This is a genomic window from Geminicoccus sp. (assembly GCF_036263595.1).
GTDB lineage: Bacteria > Pseudomonadota > Alphaproteobacteria > Geminicoccales > Geminicoccaceae > Geminicoccus.
Genome location: NZ_DATAGQ010000007.1, coordinates 1 through 19,455, shown reverse-complemented (window position 1 = coordinate 19,455; position 19,455 = coordinate 1). Strand labels below are relative to the sequence as shown.

18 protein-coding genes and 4 pseudogenes are annotated in these 19,455 nt (G+C 64.4%); 15 read left to right on the top strand and 7 right to left on the bottom strand.

All coding sequences use genetic code 11. The features are described from left to right. The 8 genes and pseudogenes from VHL31_RS26565 to VHL31_RS00580 all read left to right on the top strand — a co-directional run. A pseudogene (locus VHL31_RS26565) lies at nucleotides 1-447 on the top strand (amidohydrolase family protein); the annotation flags it as partial. A 61-nt stretch (nucleotides 448-508) separates the two neighbouring features. After that, nucleotides 509-901: a DoxX family protein gene (locus VHL31_RS00610; protein ID WP_329659258.1), complete on the top strand. Its 393-nt coding sequence runs from the start codon at nucleotides 509-511 to the stop codon at nucleotides 899-901. Further along, entirely contained in the window at nucleotides 898-1,350 is a 453-nt protein-coding gene (locus VHL31_RS00605; RefSeq protein WP_329659257.1) for a DoxX family protein, read from the top strand. The genes VHL31_RS00610 and VHL31_RS00605 overlap by 4 nt, the downstream gene beginning before the upstream one ends. Next, the gene (locus tag VHL31_RS00600) at nucleotides 1,347-2,981 is read left to right on the top strand and encodes an MFS transporter (RefSeq protein WP_329659256.1); all 1,635 of its coding nucleotides are present in this window, start codon (nucleotides 1,347-1,349) and stop codon (nucleotides 2,979-2,981) included. The genes VHL31_RS00605 and VHL31_RS00600 overlap by 4 nt, the downstream gene beginning before the upstream one ends. Next, nucleotides 2,978-3,493 carry a hypothetical protein gene (locus tag VHL31_RS00595; protein ID WP_329659255.1) on the top strand — a complete coding sequence of 172 codons (516 nt, stop codon included), beginning with the start codon at nucleotides 2,978-2,980 and terminating at the stop codon, nucleotides 3,491-3,493. The genes VHL31_RS00600 and VHL31_RS00595 overlap by 4 nt, the downstream gene beginning before the upstream one ends. Continuing rightward, nucleotides 3,376-4,416 carry an alginate export family protein gene (locus VHL31_RS00590; protein WP_329659262.1) on the top strand — a complete coding sequence of 347 codons (1,041 nt, stop codon included), beginning with the start codon at nucleotides 3,376-3,378 and terminating at the stop codon, nucleotides 4,414-4,416. The genes VHL31_RS00595 and VHL31_RS00590 overlap by 118 nt, the downstream gene beginning before the upstream one ends. 340 nt (nucleotides 4,417-4,756) lie before the next feature. Beyond that, entirely contained in the window at nucleotides 4,757-5,113 is a 357-nt protein-coding gene (locus VHL31_RS00585) for a group 1 truncated hemoglobin (RefSeq protein ID WP_329659254.1), read from the top strand. Nucleotides 5,114-5,116: 3 nt separating this feature from the next. Beyond that, nucleotides 5,117-6,169 (top strand): adenylate/guanylate cyclase domain-containing protein, encoded by a 1,053-nt coding sequence (locus tag VHL31_RS00580; RefSeq protein WP_329659253.1) that lies wholly within the window; start codon nucleotides 5,117-5,119, stop codon nucleotides 6,167-6,169. Between the two features lie 87 nt (nucleotides 6,170-6,256). Here VHL31_RS00580 and VHL31_RS00575 read toward each other — a convergent pair whose 3' ends face one another. Together VHL31_RS00575 and VHL31_RS00570 are read right to left on the bottom strand one after the other, a co-directional pair. Continuing rightward, a complete protein-coding gene (locus VHL31_RS00575; protein ID WP_329659252.1) occupies nucleotides 6,257-7,111 on the bottom strand; it encodes an oxidoreductase in 855 nt (284 codons plus the stop codon). Nucleotides 7,112-7,310: 199 nt separating this feature from the next. Beyond that, on the bottom strand, nucleotides 7,311-8,270 hold the full coding sequence (locus tag VHL31_RS00570; protein ID WP_329659251.1) for a LysR family transcriptional regulator: 960 nt from the start codon (nucleotides 8,268-8,270) through the stop codon (nucleotides 7,311-7,313). Between the two features lie 218 nt (nucleotides 8,271-8,488). Here VHL31_RS00570 and VHL31_RS00565 point away from each other — a divergent pair, with 218 nt between their 5' ends. The 4 genes from VHL31_RS00565 (at nucleotide 8,489) to VHL31_RS26560 (ending at nucleotide 13,112) form a co-directional block, all read left to right on the top strand. Then, entirely contained in the window at nucleotides 8,489-9,745 is a 1,257-nt protein-coding gene (locus VHL31_RS00565; RefSeq protein ID WP_329659250.1) for an FAD-dependent oxidoreductase, read from the top strand. A 61-nt stretch (nucleotides 9,746-9,806) separates the two neighbouring features. After that, nucleotides 9,807-11,249 (top strand): amidase, encoded by a 1,443-nt coding sequence (locus VHL31_RS00560; RefSeq protein WP_329659261.1) that lies wholly within the window; start codon nucleotides 9,807-9,809, stop codon nucleotides 11,247-11,249. Between the two features lie 663 nt (nucleotides 11,250-11,912). Next, nucleotides 11,913-12,869: a cation diffusion facilitator family transporter gene (locus tag VHL31_RS00555; protein WP_329659249.1), complete on the top strand. Its 957-nt coding sequence runs from the start codon at nucleotides 11,913-11,915 to the stop codon at nucleotides 12,867-12,869. Between the two features lie 6 nt (nucleotides 12,870-12,875). Continuing rightward, the gene (locus VHL31_RS26560; RefSeq protein ID WP_349262321.1) at nucleotides 12,876-13,112 is read left to right on the top strand and encodes a hypothetical protein; all 237 of its coding nucleotides are present in this window, start codon (nucleotides 12,876-12,878) and stop codon (nucleotides 13,110-13,112) included. 214 nt (nucleotides 13,113-13,326) lie between these two features. Here the strand turns inward: VHL31_RS26560 and VHL31_RS00550 are convergent, their stop codons facing one another. The 4 genes and pseudogenes from VHL31_RS00550 to VHL31_RS00540 all read right to left on the bottom strand — a co-directional run bounded on the left by VHL31_RS00550 (nucleotide 13,327) and on the right by VHL31_RS00540 (nucleotide 16,039). Continuing rightward, nucleotides 13,327-14,037 carry a glycoside hydrolase family 5 protein gene (locus VHL31_RS00550; protein ID WP_329659260.1) on the bottom strand — a complete coding sequence of 237 codons (711 nt, stop codon included), beginning with the start codon at nucleotides 14,035-14,037 and terminating at the stop codon, nucleotides 13,327-13,329. A gap of 31 nt (nucleotides 14,038-14,068) precedes the next feature. Then, nucleotides 14,069-14,425, bottom strand: a pseudogene (locus VHL31_RS26810) (cellulase family glycosylhydrolase); the annotation flags it as partial. 949 nt (nucleotides 14,426-15,374) lie between these two features. Beyond that, the gene (locus VHL31_RS00545) at nucleotides 15,375-15,794 is read right to left on the bottom strand and encodes a type II toxin-antitoxin system VapC family toxin (RefSeq protein WP_329659248.1); all 420 of its coding nucleotides are present in this window, start codon (nucleotides 15,792-15,794) and stop codon (nucleotides 15,375-15,377) included. Beyond that, nucleotides 15,791-16,039, bottom strand: coding sequence for a type II toxin-antitoxin system prevent-host-death family antitoxin (locus VHL31_RS00540; RefSeq protein WP_329659247.1), 249 nt, complete (start codon nucleotides 16,037-16,039; stop codon nucleotides 15,791-15,793). The genes VHL31_RS00545 and VHL31_RS00540 overlap by 4 nt, the downstream gene beginning before the upstream one ends. Nucleotides 16,040-16,265: 226 nt before the next feature. Between VHL31_RS00540 and repA the strand changes: the two genes are divergently transcribed. Together repA and VHL31_RS00530 are read left to right on the top strand one after the other, a co-directional pair. Next, a complete protein-coding gene (repA, locus tag VHL31_RS00535) occupies nucleotides 16,266-17,459 on the top strand; it encodes a plasmid partitioning protein RepA (protein WP_329659246.1) in 1,194 nt (397 codons plus the stop codon). After that, the gene (locus VHL31_RS00530; protein ID WP_329659245.1) at nucleotides 17,456-18,463 is read left to right on the top strand and encodes a ParB/RepB/Spo0J family partition protein; all 1,008 of its coding nucleotides are present in this window, start codon (nucleotides 17,456-17,458) and stop codon (nucleotides 18,461-18,463) included. Before repA ends, VHL31_RS00530 begins: the two co-directional genes overlap by 4 nt. Before the next feature lie 370 nt (nucleotides 18,464-18,833). On the opposite strand, the pseudogene VHL31_RS00525 reads toward VHL31_RS00530, so the two are convergent. Beyond that, a pseudogene (locus VHL31_RS00525) lies at nucleotides 18,834-19,220 on the bottom strand (hypothetical protein); the annotation flags it as partial. A gap of 89 nt (nucleotides 19,221-19,309) precedes the next feature. On the opposite strand from VHL31_RS00525, the pseudogene VHL31_RS00520 reads away from it, so the two are divergent. Next, nucleotides 19,310-19,455, top strand: a pseudogene (locus VHL31_RS00520) (IS481 family transposase); the annotation flags it as partial.

Genomic DNA, 19,455 nt, shown 5'->3' with positions numbered 1-19,455 from the left:
GCCTGGACCGCGAAACGGCGCTCCGGATGTGGACCGAGAACGTTACCTGGTTCTCCAACGAGGAGGGCAGGAAGGGCAACATTGCGGTGGGGCAGCTGGCGGACCTGGCCGTGCTCGACCGGGACTACTTCACCGTCCCGTCGGACGAGATCCAGCACCTCCAGTCGGTGCTGACGCTCGTGAACGGCAGGCCCGTCTATGGCGCCGCCGCCCCCGCCGGTCCTGCCGGAATGGTCGCCGGTCCGCACGTTCGGCGGCTACCAGAAGCAGGCTCGCGGCACGCTCAAGGCCGAGGCCGTCCAGCATGCGGCGGCCGCGTCCTGCGGCTGTACCACCGCCTGCACCATCCATGGCCATGCCCATGCCAGCGCCTGGGGCGCAGACGTGCCGGCCAGCGACGCCCGCTCGTTCTGGGGTGCGCTCGGCTGTGCCTGCTGGGCTGTGTGACGTGGGGGATGATGCCAAGCCCAAGCCGCCCATGATAGCGCCCTGCGTCGCAGCGAACGCGTTGGCGATCCCGGCTACGCTCCTGTTCGCTCGGTTGATGCTGATCCTCCCTTACTGGACCGGCGGACTGTCCAAGCTCTTCGACCTTCCTGGCGCACTTGCCACGATGGCTCGCCTGGGCCTCCACCCTGCCTGGGCGTTCGCCAGCCTCGTCATCCTGGTCGAGATCGTTGGTCCGCTGTTGGTGGTCACCGACCGCTGGACTTGGCTGGGTGCCGGAATCCTCGGTGTCTTCACCGTCCTTGAGGCTTTCGTCGCTCACCGCTTCTGGCACTCGGACGACTCTTCGTATGGCGAGCAGTTGAGGAGCTTCCTGGAGCACATCGCCTTGGCGGCAGCCTTCATTTTTGTCGCCGCAGGCAGCGTCAGCCATGCGCGGGACGAGCGGCCATGAGATCTGCCGTGCCGTTCGAGGCCCGACTCAGCGGCTGGGCGAGACCGTGCATCACCTCGCCGATCATCCGGTGGATCGCCCTTCTCTGCCTATGTGCCGCCTATCTCCAGGGCGGGTTCAACAAGGCTGCCGACTTCGCCGGTGCCGTCGCCGAGATGGGCCATTTCGGCCTGGCACCGGCAGCACCGCTGGCGGTGGTGACGATCATCGTGGAGCTGGGTGCATCCACCCTGATCCTGAGCGGTGTCTACCGCTGGCTTGGTGCCTTGGCACTGGCTGGCTTCACCTTTGTCGCCACCCTCCTGGCCAACCGCTTCTGGGAGATGGCGGGGGTCGAGCGGTTCATGACCGCCAATGCCTTCTTTGAGCATCTTGGCCTGATCGGCGGGTTCCTGCTCGTCGCTTGGCATGATCTTCGTGAGCGCCATGCAAAGGATGTCTGCCGATGACCCTGCGCAGCGACAGCATCGGTGCCAATCCAAAAGTGCCCGCCACCTCTGGATTCGCGCCGTTCCGGCATGCCGTGTTCGTCGTCCTGTGGTCAGCGACCGTGCTGGGCAACACCGGCTCCTTCATGCGCGACGTGGCAAGTTCCTGGCTGGTCACCGACCTCTCGGCTTCGCCGGCCGCCGTGGCGATGATCCAGGCTGCCGGCACGCTGCCGATCTTTCTCCTGGCAATCCCGGCCGGCGTGCTGTGCGATATCCTCGACCGGCGCAGGTTCCTCATTGCGGTCCAGGTCGGGCTCGGCTTGGTCAGCGGCACGCTGATGGTACTGGCCCATACCGGGCTGTTGACGGTGAGCTCGCTGGTGGCCCTCACCTTCGTGGGTGGGATCGGTGCAGCCCTGATGGGACCGACCTGGCAGTCGATCGTGCCCGAGCTCGTGCCGAAACCCGAGCTGAAGAGCGCCATCGCCCTGAACTCGCTCGGGATCAACATCGCCCGCTCGATCGGCCCCGCCCTTGGCGGCTTGCTGCTGGCGAGCTTCGGTGCAGCCCTCACCTATGGTGCCGATGTCCTGAGCTATGTGATCGTGATCGCGGCCCTGCTCTGGTGGAAGCGTCTGCCGGCTGCCGAGGATGCCCTTTCCGAGCACTTCACGGGCGCCTTTCGTGCTGGGCTCCGCTACGCCCGGGCCAGCCGCACGCTTCATGTCGTGCTCCTGCGCGCGGCCGTGTTCTTCGCCTTCTCCAGTGCCGTCTGGGCTCTTCTGCCGCTGGTTGCGCGCAACCTACTGGGCGAGGATGCCGGCTTTTATGGCATCCTCCTGGGTTCGGTGGGTGCCGGTGCCATCCTGGGTGCGCTCGTGCTGCCCAGCCTTCGATTGCGCCTGGACTCGGACGGGCTGCTGCTTGGCGCCTCGCTGCTGGCGGCCGTCGTCATGGTCATCCTGGCCCTGGGCCCGCCGAGATGGGCGGCCATCGCGATCCTGCTCCTCTTGGGTGGCAGCTGGATCGTAGCTCTCACGACACTGAACGGTGCCGCGCAGGCGATCCTGCCGAACTGGGTGCGAGGCCGCGGCCTCGCTGTCTACCTGATGGTGTTCAATGGAGCGATGGCCGCGGGCAGCCTGGGCTGGGGTCTGATCGCACAAGGCCTGGGGGTGCCGCTGGCGCTGATCATCGCTGCTGGCGGTCTTGTGGCCGCGGCTGCGATCCTGCATCGGGTGAAGATACCGAAGGGCGAAGCTGACCTGGCCCCTTCCAGCCATTGGCCGGAACCCTTGGTGGCCGATCCGGTCGAGCATGACCGGGGACCGGTTCTCATACTGATCGAGTATCGCGTCCTGCACGAGCATCGCGCCGCCTTCCTGCGCGCCATTCATCGTCTGGCCGAGGAGCGGCGGCGCGACGGTGCCTATGGCTGGGGCATTACCGAAGACGCGGCTGAGCCGGAACGGCTGGTGGAGTGGTTCATGGTGGAATCCTGGGCCGAGCATCTGCGCCAGCACCAGCGTGTCTCCAAGGCCGATGCCGATCTGCAGCAAGATGCCCTGCAGTTCCATCTCGGACCGGGTCGCCCGCTGGTCCGGCACTTCCTGACGATGGATCAGCGCATGATCCACGGAGCGTCATGAACGATGTGGGCATGGCCTGCCGGGCAGGGTGCCGCCTGGCCTTGACTGGTGGTTTTGTCCTGGCGTCGGCAGTCGTGATGGGCACGGGTCGATCTGCCGAGGCACAAGGTGATCCCGGGCGCCCCTCCTACGAGAACTTCCGCTTCGACGAGGACTGGTCGTCGCTGCGCGATCCATCTCTCCGCACCGGCTTCTTCGACCCCATCAAGTGGATCCCGATCAGCCGCGACGGCTCCTCCTACCTGACGCTGGGCGGCGAACTGCGCGAACGCTACGAGGCCGTCGACAATCCCGAGTTCGGCCTGGGGCGGGTCGGCGAGAACGACTACCTGCTGCATCGCCTGTATCTGTTCGGCGATGTGCATCTGGGACGAACCTGCGCAGCTTCGTGCAACTGGCGAGCGGGATCACCGCCGGCTGGGAAGGAAAGCCGCCGCCGACGCAGCAGGATCAGCTGGACCTTCTGCAGGCCTTCGCGGAACTCCGGCTTCCCGTGGGCGGCGGCGACCTGATGTTGCGCGGTGGGCGCCAGGAAATGAGCTTCGGCGCGTCGCGGCTCGTCTCCGTCCGGGAGAGTCCGAACATCCGCAGAGCCTTCGACGGTATTCGCACGTCATGGGTCGACTCGCAGGATCAAGAGGTCGATGCGTTCCTGGTCCGGCCGGTGGCGCCAAGGCGCGGCTCCTTCAATGACAGCAGCGACCAGAGCCAGGCCTTCTGGGGCATCTATGGAACGGCCGCCTTCAAGGCCGTGCCGAATCTTCACTACGACCTCTACTATTTCGGGCTCGAGAGTGACGATGCCGAGTACGCTCAAGGCATCGCGACGGAGCACCGCCACACGATCGGCACGCGTCTGTTCGGTGAGTGGTCGAGCTTCGACTGGGACTTGGAGGCCGCCTTCCAGTTCGGCACGTTCGGCGACGCCGACATCCGCGCATGGACGGTCTCGTCCGACATCGGCTACACCATTTCCTCCTGGCCTTTCTCGCCCCGCCTGGGCCTGAAGGCCGACGCCATCAGCGGCGACGACGATCTGAGGGACGACAGGCTCGGCACGTTCAATCCCCTGTTCCCGAAGCTGCCCTATTTCTCCGAAGCCAACCTCGCCGCACCCGCCAACCTGCTCGATCTCCAGCCGAACCTGACGCTCCCCCTGACGCCGGAGGTGGAACTGGGCCTGGGATGGAACCCGCTGTGGAAGCAGGCCAACGCCGACGCCTTCTATGCGCCCCCGATGACGCCCGTAGAGAATACCGCCGGAGGATCGAGCAGCTCTTTGGGGCAGCAGTTCATCACGAGCATCGAATGGGCGGCAACCGCACAGCTGACGGTCGGCGGCACCTATGTCTACTTCACGCCTGGCGATCGGCTTGAAGAAGCCGGCGGGCAATCCGGCCAGTTCACCGCCCTCTGGGCGAAGTTCCTGTTCTAGGCCGGACGGATTGTCACTCAAACCGGTCGATCTCAGTCAGACTCTGCATCGGCGATCGTCGTTGGCGATCAACGCAGTCAGCAGCCTGGCGTGGCCAGCATCTTCCGTCCGACGAGCATGCCAAAAATGGAGCTTGCCCGTCAGGGCATGACGTTTCATGAGCCTATATGAACACTTGGCAGTCGATGGGAGGCGCGCATCAGCTGCCAACCTCGCCCCAATGGCCGGATGAGCTTACTCGATCCCGCGCCGGGTTCGGAGTGCTTACAAGGCTTTCGCACGTACACAGTAGGGCGAGGTCTGTGTCGACGGATTGAAGGTTGCTGGATAGGTATGGCGGATGTTGACGTTGTTCGAGCGGATCGGTGGCTTTGTGAAGGTCCGGCACATCGTGTCGGCCTTCTATGATCGCGTGCTTGGATCATCGCTTGGCCGATACTTCGAGCACACCGACATGCGAACGCTCATCGACCACCAGACGAAGTTCATCTCGTCGGTCATGGGCGGGCCAGTCAGCATTTCCGACTCTGCACTGAAGCGTGCTCATGAGCGGCTTGGGATCACCAAGGAAGACTTCGATCAGGTGGTCGGCCTCCTGGAAGAGACGCTTAAGGACTTCGACGTGCCACCGGTGGACCTGGAACAGGTGCTGGCCGAGGTGCGCAGACGCCAGCATCTGATCGTCACGCGGGGCTGACCGATGACGACCGCTGACGACATTCCGCACCGGCAGCTTCTGCAGACGATCGGCACGGGAGCGGCCCTTGCCGATCCAGCCAGCTGGGCGATCCTGTTCGAGAATGCCCGCTTCTTCCAGTGGTTCGAGCCGCCGACCGAACCCGATGCACCCCTCGACCGCCGCATCCCCAAGTTCGATGCAGCCAAGGCGAAGGAACGGCTGGCGCAGAATCGCCCCTACAACCTGGACACCGAGGTCCGGAAAGGTCCGCGGACCATCAGCCTGAACGTCGAGGTCCGGGCGGAGACCTTCGGCGATCAGGCTTTCCTGGTGGTCGAAGCCTGCGATGTCAGCAAGCAGCGCGAAGCCGAGCACATGCTCGATTCCTATGCGCGGATGGTCGAGAAGAACACGCGGGACCTTCAACGCGAAAAGGAACGGGTTGAAAAGCTGCTGCTGAACATCATGCCGCGCTCCGTCTACGAAGAACTGAAGGATTTCGGCACGACCACGCCGCAGCGCTTCGAGCAGGCTTCCATCCTCATGCTCGACTTCGTGGGTTTCACCGACATGGCGATCGCCAACGATCCGAGTGCCACCATTGCCGAGCTGAACGACATCTTCTCTGCCTTCGATCGCATCGTCGAACTGTTCGGCTGCGAGCGGTTGAAGACGATCGGTGACGCCTACATGGCCGTGGCGGGGCTGCCGGAAGCCAGCCCCGACCATGCGACCAATATCGCCAAGGTCGCTTTGCGCATGCGCCGCTACCTGGAGCGCCGTAACGCCGCCCAGTTCGAGTGCCGGATCGGCATTGCGACAGGGCCCGTGATCGGCTCGATCATCGGGATCCAGAAATATGTCTATGACGTGTTCGGGCCGACGGTGAACCTCGCTGCACGCCTGGAAAGCCATTCGATGCCCATGCAGATCACGGTCTCCGAAGCGACCTGGGCGCTCATCCAGCGGGACTTCGATCTGACCGAGCGCGATCCCGGCCCAATCAAGGGTTTCGGGATCCCACGCGTCTTCACCCTGGAAAGGGAGAGCCGGCACGACCGGCTCGCAGGTTGAATGCGGGATCGGCCTCGACTGGCCGATGATGTCAAACCGCGGTTCGCTTCTTGTGCCTGTTCGTGCCGGCCCCGAGGCAGGCCATGGTCACCTGGCCGATCCCGCGCCCGTCTCGCTGGCGAAGTCGGTCCTGCGGCTCACGTCCTCCCAGTGCCTCAGGTCAGCCTCGAATTGGTCAAGGCGGACGCGGGCACGTCTGAGCGCGTCACTTCCGAGCAAGAGGTGCAAAGGCGGCTCGTCGGCGTCGACGGCCTCGATGATGGCGAGCGCAGCACGGTCCGGATCGCCCAGCTGCTGGCCAGCCCTGCTCAACAGGCCATCGACCGATCGGCCACTGCTGGCCTGGTAATCCTCGATGTCCCCAGGCGTCCGGCGCAGGGAATGCGCCGACAGGAAGTCGGTCCGAAACGCACCCGGCTCGACCACCGTGACCCGAAGGCCAAGCGGTGCCACTTCCTGGGCCAGGCTTTGCGACAGGCCGTCCAGGGCGAACTTGCTGGCCCCGTAGAGCCCTGCTCCCGCCGCCGGGGCGAAACCCGCGATCGAGCTGATGTTGACGATATGCCCATGCCGCTGCGCGCGCAGCAGTGGCAGCGACGCCTGGATCACGCCCAAGGGAGCAAAGAAATTGACGGCAAAAAGATGATCGACGTCCTGCGGCTTCGCTTCCTCGATGGAGCCGAGCAGACCATAGCCGGCATTGTTGACCACCACGTCGAGCCGCCCATGCCGGCGATGCGCGGCAGCGACGGTTTGCTCGATCTGCTCGCGGTCGGTCATCTCCAGCTGCAGGACCGAGAGCCGAGTGGAGTCGATCCCGCCGGGCGACGAACCATCACGGGTGGTGCCGACGACGACGTCACCGCGGGCAAGAACCGCGCGTGCCAGGCCCAGGCCCAGGCCGCGGGAGATGCCGGTGATGAACCATATCTTCGGGTTCATGGCTGTACCTTCAGAGCAGGAGCGGCAGAGGTCATGGGGCTGTCCGGATGAACATCCGGATAATCGCTTCTGTCCACGATGGGACGGTCTCCTCTGCATGGCGTTGGCGTCGGACATCCTGCCTGGGCATGGCGCTTGGATCATCGGCTTGCGAACGAATAGGTTCTTCGCCTGCTCCGAATAATCGTGGATGCCCTTGTCAGCGCGACGTCGCCTGGTCCTTCACGAAATCGATGAAGGCACGCAGTGCGGGGGCCATCTGCCGTTGTTGCGGATAGCAGAGATAGAATCCGGGAAACGACGCGGACCAGTCCTCCAGCAGCGCCACGAGCCTGCCCTGCTTGATCAGGGGCCGCATCATGTCCTCCGCCCAAAAGGCGATGCCGACGCCGTCCATGGCCGCCTCGACCGCCAGCCGCTGTTCGCTGACGATGAGCGGGCCGTCCACCTCAACCTCGAACCAGGCACCATCGCGGCAGAACTCCCAGTTGTAGGGCATGGTATTGCCAGGCCACCGCCAGCGGATGCAGCGATGATCGTGCAGGTCCTTGGGCGACATTGGCGTTCCGTATCGAGCGAGATAGTCCGGCGAAGCCACGGCGATCTGGCGCAGTTCGCCGCCCACCCGCACCGCGACCATGTCCTTCTCGAGCACCTCGCCGAGGGTGAAGCCTACGTCGTAGCCACCGGGAACCAGATCGACGATCGCGTCGTCTACCGTGATGTCGAGCTTGATCTCAGGATAGGCGGCATGGAAGGCCGCGAGGATCGGGCCGACATGACGCTGGTAGGCATGCTTGAGGCAGCGCACCCGGACCATGCCAGCCGGCCGGGTCCTGAGCTGGCCGACATCAGCGAGTGCCGCATCCAGCTCCGCCAGAGCAGGCCGGACCCGCAGCAGCAATTGCTGTCCAGCCTCGGTCAACGCCACGCTGCGCGTCGTGCGCTGCAGTAGGCGGATGCCCAGTCGTGCCTCCAGGTTGCGGATGGTCTGGCTGATCGAGGACGGCGCGATGCCCAGCTGTTCGGCCGCACGCGAGAAGCTCCCGAGCTCGGCCACGGCCACGAAAGCACGAAGGTCGGAAGCGCCGCTGCCGCGCCCGGACCGGTGACGTGTGTCCAGAGATGTGCCCTGCCTGCGTCGTGTGGTGCCGAGCATAGGGCACCCTGTGCGGGAGATCATCGGCCGGCATGGCCACTACTTGGTGCGCCTTTGCCTGATCCAGGCTGCCGCCGGATGATCGCGCACGTGATCGTTGCGTCCCCTTCTCCGCAGGGCGGCCGGCCTATAAGACTTTTCCGACAACGCCGCCCCCAGTCGCGCCACGCGTCAGGACAGAGATGATCGTCCACGCCTTGATCAAGATCTAGCCGCCCATGGCTGCAACCATCGTCGTCGGCGCCGGGATCGTCGGCACGACCACAGCCCTCCGTCTGGCCCGTGAGGGATTGGAGGTGACGGTCGTCGAGCGACAGTTGGAAGCAGGGCTGGAAACCAGCTCGGCCAATGGCGGCATGCTGGCCGTGAACAGCGCGGTTCCCTGGTCGAGTCCGGGCACACCCCAGCTGCTGTTCAAATGGCTGGGCAAGGAGGAGGCGCCGCTCCTACTGCGCAGGCGAGCGATCCCGGGCATGAGCCGCTGGGGCCTGCGGTTCCTGGCGAACTGCAGGCACGGCAAGTATCGGCAAACATCGGCGGCCCTGACGAGGCTTGCGCAGAAGAGCATGGAGGAAATGAACGGGCTTCTGGATCAGGGGCTCGTCAAGGCGGAGGTCTGGCCGGGCGGTTTCCTCGACCTTTTCAAGGGAGCGCGGGCAAGGGACGACGCCGAAGCCTATGCCATCTTCCTGGAGGAGCTGGGTGCCGAGGTCGAGCGGCTGGATGCGGCTGGCTGCGTGGCCCTGGAGCCGAGCCTGGCGCCGGTCGAGCCCACGATCGGCGCCGGCCTCTGGCTCAAGAAGGAGTGCTGGGGCGATGCACGCCAGTTCTCCTGCGCCGCAGCTGACGCGGCAAAACGGGCGGGAGCCAGGTTCCTCCATGGCCGGACCATCGACCGGATCGAGATCGATCGGGCGAAGGTGGTGGCGGTCCATCTGGGCGAGGAGCGGATCGCGGCCAGCCATGTGGTGGTCTGTGCCGGCCCCTTCTCCACGACGCTGATGAAGTCTTGTGGGATCCGCCTGCCGGTCGCGCCGGTGAAGGGCTATTCAATCACCTTGCGCAAGCAGGACATCGGCTTCCTGCCGCAGCGGCCCATCGCCGACGAGTTTGAGCATATCGTCGCCACGCCGCTGGGCGACCGGTTGAGGGTCGCCGGCACGGTCGAGTTCGATGGCTACGACCGTACCATCCGGCCAAGCCGGATCGCGAATCTGCAAAAGGGCCTGCAGCGGCTCTATCCGGATCTGGTGATGCCAGAGCAGATCAACGCCTGGTGCGGGCTCCGACCGATGTCCGCGGACGGGTTGCCGGTGATCGATGCGACCCCGATCCAAGGGCTGTACCTGAACACCGGCCACGGTGCGTTGGGCTGGACGCTCGCATGTGGTTCCGCCGAGCTTATCGCCGGGATCGTGACGGGGCGAAAGTCGGGCGATGCCGTCCCGTTCCGGCTGCAGCGCAACCTCTGGTAGCTGGAGCGATGAACAGTCTTCGAGTTGAGCCCCACAAGAACGGAGAACGGCGTTGGCGACGGTGACGAAGGATCTGATCGCTCTTTATGCAGACAGCGACGCCATGAGGCTGGCCGAGCTCGTGCGAGCCGGGGACATCACGCCCATGGAACTGGTCGAGACGGCCATCGCAATCATCGAGGACCTGGACCCGAAGCTGAACGCCGTGGTGATTCGCACGTTCGACATCGCCCGCGAGACGGCGAAGGCTGCCACGCCCCCGGGCCCCTTCGCCGGCGTACCGTTTCTCCTGAAGAATATCGGTTCACAGTGGAAGGGCACCCATGTCGATGGCGGCATCGAGTACCTGAAGGACTTCGTCTGCACCTACGACTCGACACTCTCGTCGCGCATCAAGGAGGCCGGCTTCGTGCTGCTCGGCCGCACCAACACGCCCGAAGGCGGCTGGTGCATCGCGACCGAGCCGCGCTTCTACGGCAAGACCCTCAACCCCTGGAACCCGGCCATCACGCCGGGCGGTTCGAGCGGTGGCGCCGCCGCGGCGGTCGCCTCCGGCATGGTGCCGCTCGCGGAAGCCTCCGATGGGGGCGGCTCCATCCGCGTGCCGGCCGCTTGCTGCGGCCTAGTCGGCCTGAAGCCATCCCGTGGGCGGATCACCTATGGACCGGAGGATGCGGATTTCTGGCTGGGCTCGGTCTACACGTTCTGCGTAACCCGCACGGTCCGGGACACGGCAGCCTATCTGGACGCTGTGGCCGGTAGCGTCGCGGGCGACCCCTACATCCCGCCGCAGCCCGAGCAGAGCTGGCTCTCGCTGCTGGCGGCGGCACCGCGTCCCCTGAAGGTCGGCTTCACCCTGACGGCTCCATTCGGCGCTCCCTTCGCGCCGGAAGTGGCGGACGCGGTCCAGGAGACAGCGGCACTCCTGGCGGACATGGGGCACGTGCTGGAGGAGTACACGCTCAAGCATGACCTGGAGCAGGCCTGGTGGGACTATAACGACGTCGTTTCGGTGGAGACGGCGAACGATTTCGAGCGGCTGGCGAAGATCGTGGGCCGACCGGTGGCAGAAAGGGACCTCGCCCCATTCAACTGGGCGATGCTGAACCATGGTCGCTCGCTGTCGGCCATGAAGTACTCGACCAGTGCCGCCGGCATGCGCAAGGCCAACCAGCAGATCGCCCTGGAACTCGACCAGTTCGACGTGTTCCTGACCCCGACCCTCACCCAGTTGCCGCGCCCGGTGGGCTACTGGACGATGGAAGACGGCAACCGGGAGCGCTACCTCGCCCGCTGGTCGGATGCTGCGTTCATGTTCGCCTTCAACATCTCTGGCCTGCCGGCGATATCGCTGCCGAGCACGAAGATGGCTGATGGCGTGCCGATCGGCGTGCAGTTCGTCGGACGTTACGGCGACGAGGCGACCATCCTGCAACTCGCCCGCCAGGTGGAGCAGACGCGCCCCTGGGCAAGGACGAAGCCGCCGGTCTGGGCCAGCCACTGACGGCTCCGCTTGCAGCCGGTATCCCAACAGCCATGACGGGCGGGGCGCACGTTGCCGCGCCCGGACGCTGGGCAAAAAAAATGGCCGGGTCTTTCGACCCGACCGAGTAGTTCAGGGAGGCTAAATGCCTGGAAACGGACACGCGGCCCGTTGAACCGGCAGAACCGGCCGGCCGAAGAGGGAGCTACACTCGAACCTCACCAGCCGCACGACGCTCCAGACAGGCGTCCTGCTGCATTGCGATATGAGGTCCGCGAACGCCTCGTGCAATCGCGCATCGGCGGATAGCTGGCATGCAAGGATGTGGATCCCACCAGCTTCGGACCGCCCGTCTCGATCAGGATGATCTACTCGATCAAGCACGAGTTCATTGGCCGTCGCATCTCAACTGGGCTAGTTGAGAAGAATCGAAGCGGAGGATGAGTAGTGCGTCCGGCCTTGATCCTGGCTATCCTCATCCTCCTGCTCGGCCCGGCCCTGGTCCACCTCATGGTCGGGTCACCGGGGCCAGAAGCTGCGGGACCAGCACCGGAAGAGCATCGAGTCGAGTGACGCGGACGGGGCTGCCGGTTCCAAGAGTGCGGCCGCGACCGACGATGATAGCCCGCCATGGCGGGCCGCTTGTCACCGATCCAGGTTCAGCACGGTCGTGGAGGTGAGACTATGAGCGGCCATGATCATGCACGCGGGGACCGCCACGACCATACCCACCCAGGTGCCGCCAATGAACGGCGGGTGGCATGGGCCTTCCTGCTCACTGCAGGATTCATGGGCGTCGAAGCGGCCGGCGGAATCATCTCGGGATCCCTCGCGTTGCTGACGGATGCCGGGCACATGCTGACCGACGCCGCCGCCCTCGCCATCTCCTGGTATGCCTTTCGCGCCAGCCGCCGTCCGGCAACCTTGCAGCGGACCTATGGTCACGACCGGCTGCAGGTGCTGGCAGCTCTCGTCAACGGCGGTGTCCTGCTGGGGATCACCGCCTGGATCGTCATTGAAGCCATCATGCGCCTGTCGGAGCCCGTCGAGGTGACGGCCGACATCATGTTGATCGTGGCGGCCCTCGGTCTCGCCACGAACATCATCGCCTTCGTGATCCTGAACGGCGGCAGCCGGGAAAACCTCAACATCCGTGGTGCCGTTCTGCATGTGGCAAGCGATCTGCTGGGGTCGGTCGCCGCCATCGTGGCTGCCGCCGTCATTCTGTTGACCGGCTGGATGCCGATCGACCCGATCCTCTCCTTGCTGGTGGCGCTGCTGATCCTGCGCAGCGTCTGGTCCCTGCTCCGCCAGTCCTGGCACGTGCTGATGGAGGGCGCGCCGGAAGGCCTCGATTTGGACTTGCTGCAGCAAGCGCTGGTCCAGGCGGTTCCGGGCGTCCGGGATGTCCACCATGTGCACGCCTGGTCGCTCACGCCCGAGCGCACCCTGGTCACGCTGCACGCCACGGTCGAAGATGACGCGGACCACGACGCGGTGCTGCACCAGATGCAGGACGTCCTGGCAGATCAGTTCCATATCGGGCATGCGACGATCCAGCTGGAGCGTCGGCACTCGGGACCTTCATTGCCCGGGGGCGTTTTTGCCGAATGCCAGCAGCCATACGGCACCGGCCCATAGCGCCACATCGATGGTACGGCTCACGTGGCGGATCATAGGCCCGATAAGATCATCGTGGTTGAACTGACGCGTGGGAGTGGCGTGACGCAAGGCGCCATCTTCCAGCATCTCAGGTCGCTGAAGCAGGCCCGCTTGGTAGCTGAGCGCCCCAGGGGGCTTGGGCCGCTGGCTAACTGGGCGAGTCACCATGGCTCCATCGCCAGCGGGGAGGACCGGCCCTATTGGCGACGACTGCCCGCCTGAACCTTCGTCAGACGCTGCCATTTCGCAGCAGCTGGTTGCATCCATCGCGTCCTGGGTTCTGTTGGCTCCTGATCATTCTCCGCATCTGCGAAGCAGGCAACAGACAGGGAAAATGATGGCGCGAGTGCTGACTGGCGTCGGCCTGGATCGTGCCATGACGACGCCAGCGTCCTTCTGCCCCCCTGCCCTGTCCTCGTGACGGTCAGAGACTGGATCAGAGCTTCGTCCTGGCAATCAGGTCCCGCAGGTAGGCCTGCCGGGCCGCATTCAGGGTCGTCCAGTCCTGGTTGAGCATGCCCATGTCAGGCGTGATGTTGGCATTGAAGGCGAAATAGGCCCAGTCCAGCTTCCTGGCTGCAATGTAGCTCGCAAGCTGATCGGCCCACTGCCTGTCCCGCGTCGTGAGAAGTCCGGAACCGAACTCACCGAGCAGCAGCGGTGCGATCCCTTTCGTCTCGATGAAGCCCCAGTGGGATTCCCAGACGTTCGGAAGATTCGCGGGAAACGATGTACCCTGGAACCAGGGCTGCTCGAACAGGGAGGGCGGATAGTCGTGCGGCGAGTAGACCAGCCGCCCGGAGCGGGCCAGCACGACCGGCTTGGTCGCAACCGCCTGCAGTCCGCCGCCCCACCAGTAGAAGTTGCCGCCATAGCTGCGCACACCCTCCACGATGATCAGCCATTTGCTGTTTACGGCGTGGATAGCATCGCCTGCCTTCTTCGCGGCCCTGGCCCAGTCGTCGGCCGCGCCAGTGCCCCAGCTGCCGTCGGGCTCGTTGAACAGGTCGGCGCCAAGCACGGTCCAGTTGCCGGCATAGCGCCTGGCCAGCATCTTCCAGTTGTTGATCCAGGCGGCCTCCGACCGGGTCGAACTGGTCCACTTGCCGCTGTTGCCGTCGGGCTCCAGGCTGTGCATGTCGAGAATGATCCGCAGCCGCTGGACGCGCCTCCGCGATCACGGCGTCCATGATCTGTAGCGGCGTCTTGCCGGCCAGGTCCGGATTGAGCGCGTAGTTCATTCCGCCGACCTTGCTGGCGTCGGCGGTGAGCATGGCAGCCGAGAACGGCAGGCGGATCGTGTTGAAGCCGAACGAGGCGATCTGGCCGATCATCGACTTGTAGTTGCGCGCCCACAGACCGTGCGGCGACATCGTGTTCGTTTCCAGGCCGAACCAGTTCACCCCCAGGATGCGCACGTTCCGGTTCTGGGTGTCCAGGATCCGACTACCGCTGGTATGGAGATAGCCCGCCGCGATCAGGTTGGGTGTGGCGGCGTCCGAGGATGACGGTGCGCCGAACAAGGCCAGGATCATCAAGATCGCCGCGATGATCCACCTTTGAAGAACGATCATTCGTCAAGCATCCTTCCGCCGTGTCGGCTGTGGAACCAGCGACGCAGGTCAGCCAGTGCATGCAGCCTTCTGATTAGGGCGGAGATGGGAACGGGCATGTCAATAGGCTGAAGATTAAAGTTCATCTAAGATGAACATCGACTTTATCGTGATGCCTACGTCTAGTTATATGGAATTTGAACGAGTTGATACTCTAGGTTCTGTCTTGTTCTTGCATAGAACCGCTTGAGATTGGATTGCCGGGCCAAGTTGGACGTGGTGGAGACTCGGAATGCGGATCCGAGAGAGCTCTAGCCGCCTGTCAGCTTTGCTGGCATCTCTTCGAAGGATCGGGCTGAAGCCCGATGGCTGATCCTGTCCGCAAGACTTGGCGTTACCCCGATAGGCCTGGCCGACGAGGAATGGCAGCGAAGTGAGCCGCTGCTGCCTGACGTGTCCAAGCATGGGCGCGAATCGAAGACCGACCTGCGCGAGGTGCGGTCCGCTACATGGCACGCGGTAGCGACGGCTGGCGGATGCTGCCGATCCATTTCGGTGTTGGGAGACGGTGCACTGGTGGTTCCGCCAATTCCTGCGCCCGCTCTTGTTTCGCACCATCCATGGCGTGGCGCTGATGCGGGATCGCGAGCGGGCGGGGCGGGAAACCAGCCCCGGCTGCTGATGGCCGGGCCTGTGTCAGTGTCGATATCTCCGACTGTTCCGGTGTCCGGATCGTTCTCGCCGCAGTGCGCGAGCGGTGGGCTTGGCTGAAGCACCTGTTCGCCAATGGCGCTTGCGACTGCGGCAGACCCATGGGCAAGGCCGCCTTCCTCGACGTCGCCGTCGAGACCATCCGGCGCATCGATCTCCAACGCCATGAGCCGCATCATGCTCAGACGCATCATGTTACTGGCAGCGGCTTTGCCGACAGTCAACTATCAGGCAGCAGGGCCACTCCGCAGGTTTGGCAGGCTCCGCGAAGCTGGCGGTCAAGTGACGCCAGCGGCAAGCCGGTTCTCAGGGCGAGTTCCAGGTAGCTGGCGTCATAGGATGTGAGCCGATGGGCGGCAGCGAGGTGGAGGACATCTCCCCATGCCCTGGCTGGCGTAACTTCGTCGATCCGGATCGGCATATCAGCCAGGACGCCCAGGGCATCATTGCGATCGGCCAGCGTGATCCGTCCACGCCGCTCGGCCATCAGAAGGACATTCCCCATTTCCCAGAGCCAAAGGCTGGGAACAACGACTCCTTGGGTGGCCGCCGGTACCCGCCATGGCTCGACCGTCGCACCCCCCTCCCCCGGCAGGATCCAGGCAAGAGCCACGGAGCTGTCCAGGACGCACAGGGTCATCGGCGACCCTGGTCCCGATAGGCCCGCAGTTCATCCTGTGTGAACGGCTCTCCTCGCGCCGCGATCCGGTCCTGGATCGCCTGCATGCGCTGGACGAGTGTTGCCGCATGGTTGGGGCTGGCAGTGGGAACGAGCTTGGCGATCGCCTTGCCGCGCCGAGTGATCGTGACCTCCTCGCCGCGCTCCACCCTGTCCAGCAGGGCGCTGAGCCTGTTCTTCGCATCGAATACGTTGACGCCGTTCATAAGATCTTCCTAGCTAGATATAGCTAGCTATAAGTAGAGCTTGCTCGTGCAGAGGGCAAGCGGCCGGTCGCGTGGACGGATCGGTTCGCTAACCCGCAAGGTCATGGCTTTCGAGTGGAACCTGTGTCTTGCCGACACACGCATTTTTCTGCGAAACAATGCAAATCCCGTGTAACGTCGATTATCTCGCCCTCGGCCGGAACGAGTGCACCTGCAACGAGGAAGCATGACCAAGTCCACATTCGATGACCTGGTGACGCTGTTCGATGAGCATGCCTCCATGGCCGACGCAGTCCAGCAGCGCATCATCGAGATCGACAACAAGCCCGAGCGCACCAAGACCTTTCGCAAGCTGCCGACGCGGGAGGCCGCTGAACTGCTCGGCATCTCCGACAGCTATCTGCGTCGGCTGGTGCTCGATGAGCCGGATCTCCCGAAGGGCGAGAGCGTAGGGACGGCACGGCGAGTCTTCGCAGTCGATGAAGTTCACCGGATCCGTGAATGGCTGGCCAGCCGCAACGAGGACGCCCGCTACCGTCCCGCACGGCGTGGCGAGGAGGCGCTCAGGGTCGTCACCGTCTGCAACTTCAAGGGAGGTGCCGCCAAGACGACCACGGCCGTGCATCTGGCCCAGTACCTGGCGCTGCATGGTTGGCGGGTTCTACTCGTCGACTTGGACAGCCAGGCATCGGCGACCGGCATGTTCGGGATCAGCGCGGACGAAGAGGTCGGCGAGACGGAGACATTCTACGGCTATGTGCGGGGAGACGTGGACCAACTGAGTGCCTGCATCCGCAAGACCTATCTGCCGGGCCTGGACCTGCTGCCCGCCAACTTGGCGCTGTATCGGGTCGAGTTCGAGTTGCCCGTGCGGCAGATCAAGGAACGGACCTTCCGCTTCTGGACACTCCTGCGTAGCGGACTCGAAAGCGTGCAGAAAGACTACGACGTGGTGGTCTGCGACTGTCCACCATCGCTTGGCTACCTCACGATCAACGCTCTGTTCGCGTCCAACGGACTCATCATTCCTGTCCCACCGTCGATGCTGGACTTCGCCTCGACCGGCCGCTTTTTCAGGATGCTGGGTGATACGCTTGCGGACATCCGCAGCTTCGATCCGAAAAGTCCTCCCCTGTTGAGTTTCGTGCGGGTGCTCATCAGCCGCTTCCAGCCGAACGACAAGAACCAGCAACGGATCGCCGCCTGGATGACGTCGACTTTTGCCGATGGGCTGATGGACGCGCGCATGGTTCACACGACCGCCCTGGACCAAGCTGGCAACGTGAAGCGCACACTCTATGAGTTGGATCCACGCGAGGGCCGGCGCGTGCTCGACCGCGCCCTGGAACATCTCAACGGCGTGAATGCGGAGATCCGTACGCTGATCGAGAAGTCCTGGGGACGGGAGGACGTGCGATGACAAAGTCCACGCGAATGGCCGAATTGGACGCGGCGATCGGCGCCATGGGCGATGAACAAGGTGGTCGCGCTGCCCGCGGCCGTACCGGGATCGTCCCGATTGGCGATCAGGTTCGTGCGGTGGCGGCCGACACCGTCCAGCGGTTGGCCGAACTCGAGCAGACGATGGCCCAGGCCGTCGCCGAAGGGAGGATGGTGATCGAGGTGGACCCCGTAGCAGTCGTGGACTCGCCCTGGCGCGATCGTCACGAAGAGAATCTGGCCGATCCCGCCTTCGTCGAACTCCAGAAGTCCCTCGTGCGGAATAGTCAACTCGTGCCGGTGGGTCTGCGCCGCCGGCATGGGCGCGAGGATGCCTATGAGATCGTCTATGGCCACCGGCGCGTCCGAGCTGCCCGGGCCCTGGGCATGAAGGTCAAGGCCGTCATGATCGAGGTCGACGACCGCGCGCTGATCAGCGCGATGCTCGTCGAAAACGCAGCGCGCAAGGACCTGTCCCCTGTCGAGCGGGGACGGGCCTATCGACGCATCCTGCAGGCAGGCCTCCACGACCGCCAAGGTCTGGCCGAAATCCTGGCGGTGAGCCCGCAGCAGGTCAGCAACCTGACCAAGCTTGCCGAGATTCCTGATGCAGTCCTGGAGCTGGTCGGCGACTGGCGCGGGCTCTCGATCAATGAGGGACAGCGGCTCGTCGCGGCCTTGGCCGGTTGCAGCGGCTTGATACCGGATGACCTGGCCGAGCGGGTTCGCGCCAGTCGGGCAACTCCATCCGTGCGTGCGCGCATGCTGACGAATGGCCTCAAGGAAGGCGACAATACCCTGTCTGACCGGGAAGGGATTGTCCTGCGTGCGCGGGACGGCCGTCGCCTCGCCCGTCTGTCACGTTCCGGCCGCCAGATCATCCTGCGCTTCCAGCCCGACCTCGATGCTACCAAGGTGGAAACCCTGGCGCGCCGGCTGGCTGACCTGTGGTCTGAACTGGAAGAGGACCGCAGCCGCACGTAAAAATGGCGACAATGCATTGTCGCGGGTGAGTTCTGCGGAGCCGCTGTAGATAGCTTTGTGCAGCAAGATTGTGGCGGCACACGTGTACTGCCGGCACACAGCAGGATGAACAACGGACCCGCCGCCCACAACGCGAGCCTTCCCGGACGTTCCTACAGAGGTCCAGATCAACTGATAGCAGCCAAGCTCCTTATCCACAGTGACCTGAACCCGGCGGCTAGCCGCAACCTGATACCGGCAGACCATCACGATACACCAAACCGGCTGCTGGAACAGAACGACATAGTCATCAGGACTGGCACCATGATTGGCGAGACACCCGCATCTTTCTGAGGCGAGCCGATCCATGGGTGGCGCCGGCTGATATCGGCTACCTGTATGGCCCCGGGATGTGGTGTACCGAGTCAGGCCTGAGCCGATCGGGCGCTCTGGCCCGGGTCTGACAGATGAGCTGGCAGGGCATGAGGCCGCGCAGGGTCGTCAGGCGCCGGGCGTGGCAACAGGCGTCTACGAAGAGTTGCAGGTGCACCCTGGGCTGGTCGTGGCTGTCGTCGTGGGAGCGCTTGACCATCGCGTCCCCGATCGTGCGGTTCATCCGCAGGGCCTGACCATCGATCCGCCTTTCTGAAAGGACTGCAGGCAGGAGCCCACGGAGGAGGTGGATCACCTTGGTCAGGCGATGCTCGATGCTATGCTCGTCGCACACACGGTCAAAGATGTGCTGGATGTCCTGTTTGCGCGGCGTGAACTCCCGGCCACAGCACATCAGGAGATCGGAACCGGGTAGGCTAAGTGTTTGGTTCCGGAGTGTCGTGGTGCATTGTCCCGTGAAAGGGAGGATGCACTATGGCAGCAGGTCTTCATGGCTCAGCCCGTACGACGCCGCGCATCTCAGCGGAGTTCCAAGCGTCGCAAGAAGCGACCCGCACCCTGGCCATCCGCTACGGGCTGAACTTTGAAGACCGTCGCGAAGTGGCGCCGACGCACGTTCA

Bases quoted from the DNA above. Each gene is read 5' to 3' on its own strand.
- VHL31_RS00605 (WP_329659257.1), top strand. From the start codon at position 898: ATGAGATCTGCCGTGCCGTTCGAGGCCCGACTCAGCGGCTGGGCGAGA.
- VHL31_RS00540 (WP_329659247.1), bottom strand. From the start codon at position 16,039: ATGAACGGCGTCAACGTATTCGATGCGAAGAACAGGCTCAGCGCCCTG.
- VHL31_RS00530 (WP_329659245.1), top strand. From the start codon at position 17,456: ATGACAAAGTCCACGCGAATGGCCGAATTGGACGCGGCGATCGGCGCC.
- repA (WP_329659246.1), top strand. From the start codon at position 16,266: ATGACCAAGTCCACATTCGATGACCTGGTGACGCTGTTCGATGAGCAT.
- VHL31_RS00595 (WP_329659255.1), top strand. From the start codon at position 2,978: ATGAACGATGTGGGCATGGCCTGCCGGGCAGGGTGCCGCCTGGCCTTG.
- VHL31_RS00555 (WP_329659249.1), top strand. From the start codon at position 11,913: ATGAGCGGCCATGATCATGCACGCGGGGACCGCCACGACCATACCCAC.
- VHL31_RS00585 (WP_329659254.1), top strand. From the start codon at position 4,757: ATGTTGACGTTGTTCGAGCGGATCGGTGGCTTTGTGAAGGTCCGGCAC.
- VHL31_RS00580 (WP_329659253.1), top strand. From the start codon at position 5,117: ATGACGACCGCTGACGACATTCCGCACCGGCAGCTTCTGCAGACGATC.
- VHL31_RS00575 (WP_329659252.1), bottom strand. From the start codon at position 7,111: ATGAACCCGAAGATATGGTTCATCACCGGCATCTCCCGCGGCCTGGGC.
- VHL31_RS00570 (WP_329659251.1), bottom strand. From the start codon at position 8,270: ATGCTCGGCACCACACGACGCAGGCAGGGCACATCTCTGGACACACGT.
- VHL31_RS00565 (WP_329659250.1), top strand. From the start codon at position 8,489: ATGGCTGCAACCATCGTCGTCGGCGCCGGGATCGTCGGCACGACCACA.
- VHL31_RS00545 (WP_329659248.1), bottom strand. From the start codon at position 15,794: ATGACCCTGTGCGTCCTGGACAGCTCCGTGGCTCTTGCCTGGATCCTG.
- VHL31_RS00600 (WP_329659256.1), top strand. From the start codon at position 1,347: ATGACCCTGCGCAGCGACAGCATCGGTGCCAATCCAAAAGTGCCCGCC.